Raw genomic sequence first — 12383 nt, 5'->3', positions numbered from 1 at the left:
ATTCAACCGGAGTAACACGACATGCCAACTTCAGCCCTTCACGTCGCCCGCACCGGGCTCGAGGCGCAGGACGCGCGGATGCGCGTCATCGCCAACAACCTCGCCAATATCGGCACCACCGGGTTCAAGCGCGATCGCGCGGATTTCGCTACGCTCGCCTATCAGGAACAGCGTGTCGCCGGGCAGCAATCGACCGGGCAGACTGCCTATGCGGTCGGCCTCAACCTCGGCACCGGGGTGCAGGTCCAGGGCACCAGCCGGATCGACACGCAGGGCACGCTCAACACCACCGGCAACAACCTCGACGTTGCGCTGGACGGCCCGGGCTTCTTCCAGGTCGAACTGCCGGGTGGCGGGCAGACCGGCTACACCCGTGCGGGCAATTTCACGCTCTCGCCCGAAGGCCAGCTGGTGACGTCGCAGGGCTATTCCGTGACCCCGCCGATCCAGATTCCGCAGGGTGCGACCTCGATCGCGATCGCACCCGACGGCACGGTCAGCGCGACCACCGGCCAGGATGCGAGCGCGGTCCAGATCGGGCAGCTGCAGATCGCCAGCTTCGTCAATCCCGCCGGCCTGCGCGCCATCGGCGACAACTTTCTCGTCGAAACCGCCGCCAGCGGAGCCGCCGATGTCGGCGCCGCCGGACAGAACGGGCGCGGGCAAGTGCGGCAGGGGATGCTCGAAAGCTCGAACGTCAACGTCGTCGAGGAACTGGTCGAGATGATCGAAGCGCAGCGCGCCTACGAGATCAATTCCAAGATGGTGAGCGCGGTCGACGAGATGCTGCGCAACGCCAACCAGACGCTGTGAGGGAGACTGCCACGATGCGCCTTCGCACGATCACCCCGCTTCTCTTCGCGCTGCTCGCTTCGGCCTGCATGGGCATGGGCGGCAGTCCGCAAACCGGCTTTGCCGCGCCGCCGCCACCCGGCGGCCCGGTGGCGATCGCGCAGGCGCCGGCCATGCCCGCGCCTGAGGAGACCGCCGGTGCGATTTTCCGGGTCAACACCGGCTATTCCGGGCTCGTCACCGGCACCCGCGCGCGCGCGCTGGGCGACATGGTAACGATCGTGCTGGTCGAAAACACCAGCACCTCGAAAAGCACCACCGGCCAGACCGATCGCGAGGGCAGCCTTGCGCTGACCCCGCCGACCGCCGGGCCGCTCGCATTTCTCAACCCCAACGCCCTTAATGCTGCGGCCACCGGGTCGTTCACAGGAGGGGGCAAGGCCGCGCAGCAAAGCCGGCTGAGCGGAACTGTCGCGGTCACGATCGCGGCGATCTACCCCAACGGAACCGCCGAAGTGCTCGGAGAAAAGCAGATGTCGCTCAGCCAGGGAAAGGAATGGGTCCAGTTTTCGGGACGCATCCGGCTGATCGATATCGACGCCAACAACCAGCTGGCGTCGTCGCAGGTGGCCAACGCGCGAATCATCTATTCGGGCAAGGGCGCGGTCCAGCAGGCCAGCAGGCCCGGCTGGCTGTCGCGCTTCTTCAGCCTGATTTCACCGTTCTGAAGGGGAGAAGATCATGCGTTACCTGCTTCTCCTGTTCGCCGCTCTTGTGGCAGCCATGGTCCCCGCGAGCGCTTCTGCCGAACGCATCCGCGACATCGGCCAGTTCGACGGGCTGCGCGCCAACCAGCTTACCGGCTACGGCGTGGTCGTCGGGCTGCAGGGCACCGGCGACGACAATCTCGCCTATGTGACCGAGGCGATGCGCGGGGTTTCGGGCCGGCTCGGGCTGCAATTGCCGCCCGGGGTCAATCCCAACCTGCGCAACGCCGCAGCGGTCATCATCACTGCGGAACTGCCCGCCTTTGCCAAGCCCGGCCAGCGGATCGACATCACCGTTTCCACTCTCGGGCAGGCCAAGAGCCTGCGCGGCGGAGCGCTGGTGCTGACCCCGCTATACGGTGCAGACGGGCAGATCTACGCGATGGCGCAGGGCAATGTCGCGGTCGGCGGGCTCGGCGTCTCGGGCCGCGATGGATCGCAGCTGACCGTCAATGTGGCCACCGTGGGCCGCATCGCAGACGGGGCCAGCGTCGAACGCGCGGTCGCCACCGGGTTCGACCGCGAAGGCACGCTGCGCTTCAACCTGCACCAGGCCGATTTCCTTACCGCCGCGCGGGTGCGCGATGCGATCAACGCCGAATTCCCGGGAACCGCACGGATTGCCGACGGGGTCTCGATCGAGCTGGTGCTGCCGTTCGGAAACGACGAGCGCGCGGCGAGGCTGGCGATGATCGAAATGCTCGACGTGACTCCGGCTGCGGTCGCGGCGCGGGTGATCGTCAACAGTCGCACCGGCACGGTGGTGATCAACGAGGCGGTGCGGCTGTCGCCCGCAGCGATCAGCCACGGGAAACTGGTGATCCGCATCGACGAGGCTCCGCGCGTGGTCCAGCCCGAACCCTTCGGCAGGGGGCAGACCGCGATCGAGGAAGCTTCGGACATATCGATTTCCGAACGGTCCGACCGGGTGGCGCTGATGCCCGGCGCGGCATCGCTCAGCGAGATTGTCGATGCGCTCAACCTGCTCGGCGTCGGCGCGGCCGATCTCGTGGTGATCCTCGAAAGCCTCAAGCAGGCCGGGGCGCTGCAGGCCGAGATGGTGGTGCTGTGATCGGCCTGCCCGCCTCGTTGCCCGCCGACCCGGTCGATGCTCCCCTGTCCAGGGAACGGCTTGAGCTGCGCAAGGCAGCCGAGGGGTTCGAGGCGATCATGATCCGCCGCATGCTCGAAACCGCACGCGCCGCGAGCTTTGCCGAGCAGACGCCGCTGACCGGTGGCGGGCTCAGGCAGTTCGAGAAGATGCGCGACGAACACATCGCCGAGATCGCTTCGTCATCGGGGGCCTTCGGGTTTGCCCTGAGTATCGAGCAACAGCTTGCGCAATATATCGATGCGAAAGAGGGCGGATAATGTCGAGCGCTCTCATCACCATCGGACGCAGCGGCGCCGCTGCGGCGCGCGCCGGCCTCGAGCTCACCGCGCAGAACATCGCCAATGCGGGCAGCAGCGACTATTCGCGCCGGTCGCTCGGGCAATCCGAGCTGATCGGCAGCGCCACCATCGCGTATTATTCCTCGACCAGCTACGGCGGCGTGCGGCTGGGCGATGTGCGCCGCGCCGACAACGTGCTTGCCCGCGAACAGGTCCGCGCCAGCGCCAGCGATCTCGCGCGCGCCGATGCCGAACTGGCGGGCCTGCGCGGGGCCGAAACCGCGCTCGAACAGTCGCGGCTCTACGAAGGCCTGGTCGATTTCGAAGCCGCGCTGACGCGGCTGGCGAGCGACCCGCTGGATCCCTCCCTGCGCATCTCCGCACTCGAAAGCGCGCGGCAGCTGGCCGAAACGTTCCAGGTGGCAAACACGGCGCTGGGCCACGCGCGGGATTTGGCCCGGTCGCAAGTTGCCTTCGGGGTCGACGAGGTCAACAGCCAGGCAACGGCGCTCGCCCGGATCAACGATCGCCTGACCCGGACCGAACCCAACACGGCGGGACACGCGGCGCTGCTCGACCAGCGCGATGCGGCGCTCGCCGCGCTGTCGGATGAACTGGGCATTTCGGTCTCGTTCGGCGAGCGCGGAATTGCCAATGTGCGCCTTGGCACTGCCAGCGGCCCCCTGCTGGTCGATGGCACCAGCGCGACGAGCCTGTCTTCGAACTTCGCCGCAGACGGCACCGCCAGTTTCGATCTGGGAGGCAGCGCTGTCGCTCCCGCCACCGGTGCCCTGGCGGGCCGGGCAAGCGCGCTCGCCGCCCAGGCCGATTTGCAGACCCAGCTCGATGCGATCGCGCTGTCGACCATCACCCGCGCCAACAGCGGGCAGGCCAGCGGCGCCGCGCAGGATGGCAGCGCCGGACAGCCGCTGTTCTCGGGCACGGGCGCGGGCGACATCGCGCTTGCCCTCGGCGGTCCGAGCGGTCTTGCCACCGCGCCTTCCGGAGCGCCCGCCAACAGCCGCGACGCCGGCAATCTGGCTGCGCTGATCGCCGCGATCGGGGCCGATGACGGCCCCGTGGCCGGGTCCGACGCGCTGTTGCTCGGCCTGTCGAGCCGCATTTCAGGACAGCAGGTCACGCGCTCCGCGCTCGCCACGATTGCGCAGAGCTCACAATCCGCCCTGCTGATCGAAACCGGGGTCGATCTCGACGCCGAGGCGACCAATCTGATCCGCCTGCAACAGGCGTTCGAGGCCAACAGCCGGATCATCCAGGTCGCGACCCAGCTGTTCGACACTATCCTGGCGCTGCGGTGACGGGATCGAAACGATGAGCATCATCAGCAATTCCAGCCAGACCTTCTTTCAGCGCTCGCTCGGGCAGATGAGCGCGCTGCGCGAAGCGATCGAGACGCTGCAGACCCAGATCGCGACCGGGCAGAAGCTTCAGCGCGCCTCGCAGGACCCCGCGGCTGCGGCCCGGCTGCGCGCGATCGCCCGCAGCGAGAAGCTCGGGGACATCGAGGAATACAACGCGACCAAGCTTTCGCAGGACCTCACCTCGGCAGCGACCGAACTTGCCGGGGTCGGCGAGGTGATCGCGCGCGCTCGTGAACTGGCTTCGCAGGCGGGCAACGACACGCTCGGCGCCAGCGGACGCGAAGCGATCGCCGCCGAGCTGGAGCAGTTGAGCGAGGAGCTTTTCACCCGGGCCAACGGGCAGACCCTGACCGGGGAGCCGTTGTTCGCCGGAACCGCAGGGGGGCCGGCCTATATCCGCGCCGCCGACGGCAGCGTGGTCTATGCGGGCAATTCGGATGCCGGTTCGGTCCCGGTCGCGCCGGACACCGCGATCGAGCGCGGGGTCGCCGGGCCACAGGTCTTCGCTTTCGATGTAGCCGGAACGCCGACGACCACGTTCGCGCTGATCTCCGGACTGGCCGCGGCTCTGCGTGGCGGTGCTGCCGACCCCGGGGCCATCGCGCGCGATACCCTGGCCGGGCTCGACGTCGCGCTCGACGCTGCGAACCGCAGCCAGACGGTGGTGGGAACCCGGCTCGCCTGGATCGAGGTGGTGCAGCAGAACCAGTTCGACCGCACGATCGCGCTTGCGGAGGAACGCTCGCTGGTGGGCGATACCGATGTCGGCAATGCGATCGCACGGCTGCAGCAGACCCTGACCGCGCTCGAAGCGACGCAGACCACGTTCACCCGCGTCAGCTCGCTGACTCTTTTCAACGCGCTCTAGGCAGGAGGCAGCGCCCGTGTTTGCCGCGATCGGTATCGTCGTTCTGATCGTCCTCGTGTTCGGGGGCTACGTGCTGGCGGGCGGCGCGCTCGGGCCGATCGTGGCAGCCTTGCCGCTTGAGCTGATGATGATCGGCGGGGCGGCACTGGGCGCGACGCTGATCGGCAATTCGATGCACGAAATCAAGCTGCTGGGCGGCGGGGTCGGCAAGGTCTTCAAGGGCCCGAAATATTCCGATCAGGACCATCTGGATGCGATCGCGCTGACCAGCAAGCTGATGAAACTGCTGCGGGCCGAAGGCGCGGTCGCGCTCGAAAGCCACGTCACCGATCCCGACAATTCGGCGATCTTCAGCGAGTATCCCAGGCTGCAGAAGGACGAGATGGTCCGCAATTTGATCTGCGATCCGCTGACGCTGATCGTGGTGTCGTCGGGCACGCTCGATACGCATGCGGTCGAAGACGTGATCGACAATGCGATCAAGACCCAGCTGCACGAGATGGACGAGCCCGCGCACGCGATCCAGGCGCTCGCCGATGCCTTTCCCGCGCTCGGGATCGTCGCCGCGGTGCTGGGGGTGATCAAGACCATGGGCTCGATCAACGAGCCGCCCGAAGTGCTCGGCAAGATGATCGGCAGCGCGCTGGTCGGAACCTTTCTCGGGGTGCTGCTCGCCTATGGCTTTGCAGGGCCGATGGGAAGCCGGCTGAAGCAGGTCAACGCCCACGACCAGCAGATTTTCCATTCGATCAAGCAGGTTATCGTCGCCTCGCTGCACGGCTATCCGCAGCCGCTGGTGCTCGAGGCGGCGCGTTCGGGCCTGCCTCCGGCGCACCGCCCGCAGCTGACCGAGCTGCTCGACATGATGCGGGGCAAGTGAGGTGGCACCAAGAGACCCGGGCCCCGATCCCACCCAGTCGGGCGAAGCTCTGGCGGCTGCCGCCGCGCTTCCGCCGATCATCGTCAAGAAGATCACGATCGAGGAAGGGGGGCATCACGGCGGTGCGTGGAAGGTCGCCTATGCCGATTTCGTGACCGCGATGATGGCGTTCTTCCTGCTGCTGTGGCTGCTCGGCGCGACCACCGAGGACCAGCGCAAGGGGCTCGCCGACTATTTCACCCCGACGCTGGTCAAGTTGCGTCAGCAAAGCGCCGGGTCCGACGGGATGCTGGGGGGCAGTTCGATCACCGATGTCGACAATTATCCCAACGCCGCAGGCCAGACCGGCACCCGCTCGATCACCATTCCGCGCGCGGCCAGCGGCGGGCCGGTCGAGGGCGGCGGGCGCGGCGAACAGCAAGCCGAGCAGATGCAGAAGATCCGCGAGGAGATCGAACAGCGGTTGCGTGAGAACGAACGGGTCCGGCACCTGGTGCGTCAGGTGCGGGTGCAAAGCTCGCCCGAGGGCATCCGTATCGATCTGGTCGACGACGCCGATTTCTCGATGTTCGCGCTCGGCACCACGATTCTCACCGGAGAGGCGCGCGCGCTGCTCGAGGTGATCGGACAGACCCTGCAGGACCAATCCGCGCAGCTGATCGTTCGCGGGCATACCGATTCGCTGCCGTGGCGCGACGGGATCGTCGCCAACAACTGGTCGCTGTCGGCCGGGCGCGCCGAAGCGACCCGCCAGGCGCTGATGCTCGAAGGGCTGAGCGAAGCCCGTTTCGCCCGGATCGAGGGGGTGGCGGATCGCGAACCTCTGATCGCGGGCGATCCGACCGATCCGCGCAACCGCCGGATATCGGTGCTGCTGCTCGATCAGGCCCGATCGCCCGCCCGCCTCGCGTCGCGACCAGGTGAAACCCCTGAGGATCGGGCACCGAAGCGGTAAACCATACCTGTTTAGCCGTGCGCTCCAGAGACATTCCGGAGAGCACGATGACCGACACGATCCTGCCGCACGAATTGCCCCACGCGCTCGACCGCGCGCCCGCCGGGATCAGGGTGCTTTCGCTCGACTGTTTCGATACGCTGTTGTGGCGCGATTGCCATGCGCCGGCGGACCTGTTCGGCGAACTCGGCGAACCGACGACGGGCCAGCGAATGGGCGGCGAAGCCCAGGCGCGCAAGGCCGAAACCACGTGGAACCGGCGCAGCGAAGTGACGCTCCCGGCGATCTACGCGCATGCCCTGCCCGGTGCGGACGACACGCAACTCCATGCCGCGATCGCACGCGAACTCGCTGCCGAAGCGCGCGCATGCTTCGCCTTTGCGCCGACGGTCGACCTGATGCGCGCCGCCCGGGCGCGCGGAATCCGTGTCGCGATCGTCAGCGACACCTATCTCGATGCAGACCAGCTGCGCGACCTGATCGCCACGGCAGCGGGAGAGGAGGTCGCCGGGCTGATCGACACGATCATCGTCTCCTCTACCGCCGGGATATCGAAGACCCAGGGCCTGCTTGCCCACGCGCTCAAGGCAGCCAGGTGCCGTGCGCACGAAGTGCTGCATATCGGAGACAATCTGCGCGCCGATTACGAAGGGGCGCGAGCGCTCGGCATCCCGGCGCTGCACCTCGTGCAGTTCGGCGACGCGGCCGCCCGGCGCCTGCGGTTCGAGCGGGCATGCCGACAGCTGGCGGGCGAGGCGCGGCAGGGCATTCGCGGTCTCCAGCCGCATCGCGCTCTGCTCGCCCGCGACGAACCGGTCATCGCGGATCCCGCCAGGCGGCTCGGCTTCGCCGTGCTCGGCCCGCTGTTCCACGCTTTCGATCAATGGTTGCGCCGCGAGGCGGAGGCGCTGGAATCCGCGCGGGGCGGCACGGTCCACTGGCTGTTCATGCTGCGCGACGGGCACCTGTCGCATCGGGTCAACCGGGTCGGCGGCCCGGCGACCCGCTCCGCGCCGGTCGAAATCAGCCGCTTTACGGCTACCGCTGCATCGCTGACCTCGCGCGAAGCCTATGACCGGCACGTCGCGCTCGAACAGGGTCTGAACCCGGCCACGCTCGCCCGGCAGATGCTGATGACCGAAAGCGAGATCGAGCTGCTTGTCGGTCGCGCCGAGAGCGCGGAAGACAAAGCCAAGGCAAGCACGCGGCTGCTCGCCGAGTTGCGCAAGGGCCAGCGCCAGAAGGTTACGCTGCGGCGTGCCCGCGCGATGGCGGACCGGCTGGTCGAGCACGTGCGCGCGGCGGTCGACCCGCAGCCGGGCGATACGCTGATGCTGGTCGATCTCGGCTACAACGGTTCGGCGCAGAACCGGGTCGATGCGCTGCTCGCCGAGGCGTTCGACGTGCATGTCGCCGGGCGATACCTGTTGCTGCGCGAGATGGCGGCAAGCGGTCTCGACAAGCGCGGCCTGATCGATGAAGCCCATTTCGAGCCCGAATTCTGCGAAGCGCTGTGCGGCAACGTGGCGGTGCTCGAACAGCTGTCTACCTGCGAACTGGGATCGGTCACCGACTACAGCGAAACGGGCGAGCCCATTCGCACCGCCAGTGGACTCAAGGGATCGCAGAGCGCGGTGCGCGACGCAGTGCAGGCGGGCGTTTGCGACTTTGCGCGGGCCGCGCTCGACCCGCCGATCGTCCGGGTAGCGGATCCGCACCGGGAGCGTGCCTGGCGCGAAGGCGCGGCGGCGGCGCTGGCGCGATTCATGTTCCTGCCGCAGCCGGATGAGCTGAAGGTGGTCAAGAGCTTCGAGCACGACATCAACATGGGCAGCGCGCGGATGGTGCCGCTGTTCGATGCCGATCGCGCGCGGGAAGGGATGCGCCGTCGCGGGCTGTTCTACATGAAAGGCTCGGCGCGGATGTACCTGCCCGCCGAGCTTGCCGAAGCCGACATGAGCACCCGCCTGGCGCTGTTCGCGCAAAAGCGCTTCGGGCTGGGCCTGACCTACGAGGATTACGCGCCGTCCGTCCTCGAGATTCCGGCGTTCTTCGTCGGGGCGCAGGGCAGCGCGCACGCGCAGGTTCAGGCGCTCCCCACGCATGATGGCTTTGCCGCGATCCGCGTGCCGGTGGGTGAGGGCGGGACGGGAGTCGCGGTGCAGCTGGGCGCGGCCTGCGAATGGATCGAGGTGGCGGGGATTTCCTGCGCGCCGGTGCGTTCGCTCAAGGGCGGGGCGCAGAACGATGCCGTCCCGATCCCGGTGGCGGCGCGGTTCGACGCCATGACCGAACACGCGCCCGGGATATTCGAATGCCTCGGCGAGACCGCGTTGCTGCTGATCGAACCCGAGGCACTGCCCAAACTGGACGAACCGGCGATGATCGAGATCGTGGTGCGACCGCTGCGCCTGCGCGGCGATCCGGCGCTCCAGCTGGCGCGGACAACGGGTCTCGCCCAGAGCGCGATCGCGCGGCTCGGCTCGGCTGCGGCCTAGCTCTTCTTTCCATCCATCTACAACGGCAAGAGCCCGGGACCTTTCGGCCCCGGGCTCGCCTGCCGGCTCCCGGACGCGGTGCCTGGCGGGGGGTGGTTACCGCAGCAGCGAGAGGACGTTCTGCTGCGACTGGTTGGCCTGGGCCAGCATCGCAGTCGACGCCTGTCCGAGGATCTGCGCCTTTGCGAGCGCTGTGGACTCGGCCGAGAAGTCGGCATCCTCGATCCGCGACCGGGCGTCGGCAAGGTTGGACGCCGTGGTCGTCAGGTTGTTGATCGCCGAGTCGAGGCGGTTCTGCCCCGCACCCAGCGAAGAGCGGGTCGTGTTCACATCGCTCAGCGCAGCATCGACATTGGTGACCGCAGTCGCCGCGTTGGTTGCCGAGGATACGTCGAGCGCGGTGGCCGAGAGGTTCGCGCCGTCGATCGCGGTGCTGGTCAGCGTTACGGTGCGTCCGGCGTCGATCGCGATGTCGACCGACACGTCGGTGCCGCTGGTGGTGCTGAACAGGGCGACTCCGTTGAAGGTGGTGTTCGACAGGATGTCGCTGATCTGGGCCGAAAGTTCGGTGACTTCGGTGTCGAGGAAGCTGCGGTCTTCGGCGTCGAGCGTGCCGTTCGACGACTGGATCGCCAGTTCGCGGACGCGCTGCAGCATGTTGGTGACTTCTTCCAGCGCGCCTTCGGCGGTCTGGGCCAGCGCGATGCCGTCATTGGCGTTGCGGATGCCCTGGTTGATGCCGCGAATGGCCGAGGTGAAGCCGGTCGCGATCGACAATCCCGCAGCGTCGTCGCTGGCGCTGTTGATGCGGCGACCGGTCGACAGGCGCTCCATCGCGTCGCCGAGCATCTTGTTGGCCTGCATGCTCGCGTTCTGCGCCCGCAGGGCCGAGATGTTGGTGTTGATGACTGACATTGTTTCAAACTCCCGATTGGTCCGTGCAGTGCGAAGGGGCACGCAGCTGCTGGGGCTAAGAGCGACCATCGGCCCGATTGTTTAAGGGGCTGAATTTTCATGCAGCCTCGCTGCTCGACGGGAAGACAGGACCCGGCGCATGCGCGCGAGGATACGGGGTCCTACGGGGTCTTAAATTTGCCGTATCTTGTCCGGCACGGCGGCAATCTCTTTCCACCCAGCAACCACAGGTGAACCAGGGTGAGGGAAATGAGGACCACTTCCGGCTCGATGCCGATCGTTAACGCCGCCGACCCGCAGGACTTCGCGTGCGAAGGAGAATCCGGTCTGCGCGCGCGCCATCGGTCGCTGCTCGCCCCGGCCCTGCCGCTGCTCGGCACGACCTGGCAGGCGGGACGGCTGGCATTCGGAGAGCACAGCAAGTTCGAACGCACCCCCGGCGGTCGCGGCGCGGACACTGTAGAGATCGATCTGCGGCGGGCGGAAACCCCGGCCCTGGTGCGGCTCGGCGAGCGCCGGTTCGCGCTGTCATACGAGAATTCGGCTCCCGCTGCGGCGCGATCGGCGCTGGTCGCCTGTGCCGCACAGGGCGGCTGGCCGATCGCGGGCGACGAGGAGAGCCTCGCGCTGCTGACCCTGGCCGAGCGGATCGCCAAAAGCGAAATTCCGGTGCTGCTCGAAGGTCCGACCGGAACTGGCAAGGAAGTGTTCGCACGGTTCGTGCACCGCATGTCGGCGCGCGCCGACGGGCCGTTCGTGGCGGTCAATTGCGCGGCGATGCCCGAAGCGATGCTCGAAGGGCTGCTGTTCGGCCATCGCAAGGGCGCCTTCACCGGCGCAGCCGAAGCGCGCGAAGGACTGTTTCGCGCCGCCCACGGCGGGACCTTGCTGCTCGACGAGATCGGCGAACTGCCGCTCGCCCTGCAGGCCAAGCTGCTCCGTGCCCTGCAGGAAGGCGAAGTGCTGCCGCTGGGCGCGACCAAGCCGGTTGCAACCGACGTGCGGATCGTCGCCTGCACGAACCGGACGCTCAGCGCGGAAGTCGATGCCGGGCGGTTCCGCGAAGATTTGCTTTATCGGCTGAACGTGTTCCCGCTGGCGCTGCCTGCGCTGCGGAACCGGCGCGGCGACATCGCGCCGCTCGCCTTCGGAATGCTGCTGCGCCACGCCTGTCGTAAGGGGCAGCCGCAATGGCTATCGGGGCAGGCGCTGGCGCTGCTGGAAACGCACGCTTGGCCGGGCAATGTCCGCGAGCTCGAAAACGTTATCCGCCGCGCGATCCTGCTGGCGGGCGAAGAACAGCGCATCGGCTCCGAGCACGTCGTGTTCGATCAGGCGGTGCGGATAGTCGATGGAGAAAATTCGCTCGGCGCGACCGGTACGGCGAACCGATCGCTATCGGAGGTGGCCTTTACATCCGAAGCACAGGCGATCCTCGCCGCGCTCGACGAGCATGCCGGGCACCGCGCGAAGACCGCGCGCAGCCTCGGCATTTCGGAGCGCACGCTGCGTTACCGGCTCGCCTCGATGCGTGAATCCGGCCTGATCGCAGCGGGAGCCGGGGCATGACCACGATCCGGCCGACTTCAGGGCTGCAGGATATCCTCGCCCTCCGGCAGGAAGTGCTGGCGCGCAGCCAGGCGCTGAAGGATGTGCGCGATGCCGCCGGTGTACAGCCGGCGAGCGGATCGGGCCCGTCCGCGCCGCCGGTCGCAGATTTCGGCGACACGCTCGGCCATGCGTTGCAGCAGGTCAGTGCCGTCCAACAGCGCTCGTCCGACATGCAGGCCGCCTACGAGCGCGGCGAAGTTACCGATATCGCGCAGGTCATGCTCGCGCGGCAGGAAGCGGGGGTAGCGTTCGAAGCGACGCTGCAGGTCCGCAACAAGCTGCTGAGCGCCTACCAAGACATCATGCGGATGGGGAGCTGATAA

General features: G+C 67.7%; 12 protein-coding genes. 11 read left to right on the top strand and 1 reads right to left on the bottom strand.

Features of this window, described 5'->3' with window-relative positions:
- Positions 1-21: 21 nt before the first annotated feature.
- Genes flgG through KDC96_RS10940 form a run of 9 tightly spaced genes read left to right on the top strand, consistent with a single transcriptional unit; the run spans position 22 to position 9534 of the window.
- Positions 22-813, top strand: coding sequence for a flagellar basal-body rod protein FlgG (flgG, locus tag KDC96_RS10980; RefSeq protein WP_212448474.1), 792 nt, complete (start codon positions 22-24; stop codon positions 811-813).
- 14 nt (positions 814-827) lie between these two features.
- Complete coding sequence (locus tag KDC96_RS10975) at positions 828-1520, top strand: flagellar basal body L-ring protein FlgH (RefSeq protein ID WP_212448473.1); 693 nt, start codon at positions 828-830, stop codon at positions 1518-1520.
- A gap of 13 nt (positions 1521-1533) precedes the next feature.
- Positions 1534-2631: a flagellar basal body P-ring protein FlgI gene (locus KDC96_RS10970; protein WP_212448472.1), complete on the top strand. Its 1098-nt coding sequence runs from the start codon at positions 1534-1536 to the stop codon at positions 2629-2631.
- A complete protein-coding gene (locus tag KDC96_RS10965) occupies positions 2628-2930 on the top strand; it encodes a hypothetical protein (RefSeq protein ID WP_212448471.1) in 303 nt (100 codons plus the stop codon). Before KDC96_RS10970 ends, KDC96_RS10965 begins: the two co-directional genes overlap by 4 nt.
- On the top strand, positions 2930-4270 hold the full coding sequence (flgK, locus tag KDC96_RS10960; RefSeq protein WP_212448470.1) for a flagellar hook-associated protein FlgK: 1341 nt from the start codon (positions 2930-2932) through the stop codon (positions 4268-4270). The genes KDC96_RS10965 and flgK overlap by 1 nt, the downstream gene beginning before the upstream one ends.
- A gap of 13 nt (positions 4271-4283) precedes the next feature.
- Complete coding sequence (locus tag KDC96_RS10955; protein ID WP_212448469.1) at positions 4284-5201, top strand: flagellar biosynthesis protein FlgL; 918 nt, start codon at positions 4284-4286, stop codon at positions 5199-5201.
- A gap of 16 nt (positions 5202-5217) precedes the next feature.
- Entirely contained in the window at positions 5218-6081 is an 864-nt protein-coding gene (gene motA / locus KDC96_RS10950) for a flagellar motor stator protein MotA (RefSeq protein WP_212448468.1), read from the top strand.
- Positions 6082-6130: 49 nt separating this feature from the next.
- Positions 6131-7036: a flagellar motor protein MotB gene (locus tag KDC96_RS10945; RefSeq protein WP_212452618.1), complete on the top strand. Its 906-nt coding sequence runs from the start codon at positions 6131-6133 to the stop codon at positions 7034-7036.
- A gap of 47 nt (positions 7037-7083) precedes the next feature.
- On the top strand, positions 7084-9534 hold the full coding sequence (locus tag KDC96_RS10940; protein ID WP_212448467.1) for an HAD family hydrolase: 2451 nt from the start codon (positions 7084-7086) through the stop codon (positions 9532-9534).
- Positions 9535-9630: 96 nt separating this feature from the next.
- On the opposite strand, the gene KDC96_RS10935 is transcribed toward KDC96_RS10940, so the two are convergent.
- Positions 9631-10449, bottom strand: a complete 819-nt coding sequence (locus tag KDC96_RS10935) for a flagellin (RefSeq protein WP_212448466.1) — start codon at positions 10447-10449, stop codon at positions 9631-9633.
- Positions 10450-10698: 249 nt separating this feature from the next.
- Between KDC96_RS10935 and KDC96_RS10930 the strand changes: the two genes are divergently transcribed.
- Positions 10699-12018: a sigma-54-dependent Fis family transcriptional regulator gene (locus tag KDC96_RS10930; protein WP_249171762.1), complete on the top strand. Its 1320-nt coding sequence runs from the start codon at positions 10699-10701 to the stop codon at positions 12016-12018.
- The gene (gene fliE / locus KDC96_RS10925) at positions 12015-12380 is read left to right on the top strand and encodes a flagellar hook-basal body complex protein FliE (RefSeq protein WP_212448465.1); all 366 of its coding nucleotides are present in this window, start codon (positions 12015-12017) and stop codon (positions 12378-12380) included. Before KDC96_RS10930 ends, fliE begins: the two co-directional genes overlap by 4 nt.
- Positions 12381-12383: the final 3 nt, after the last annotated feature.

Source organism: Erythrobacter sp. JK5, from assembly GCF_018205975.1.
GTDB lineage: Bacteria > Pseudomonadota > Alphaproteobacteria > Sphingomonadales > Sphingomonadaceae > Erythrobacter.
Note: the sequence above shows the minus strand (reverse complement) of the source record. Positions and strands in the feature narration are given on the sequence as shown.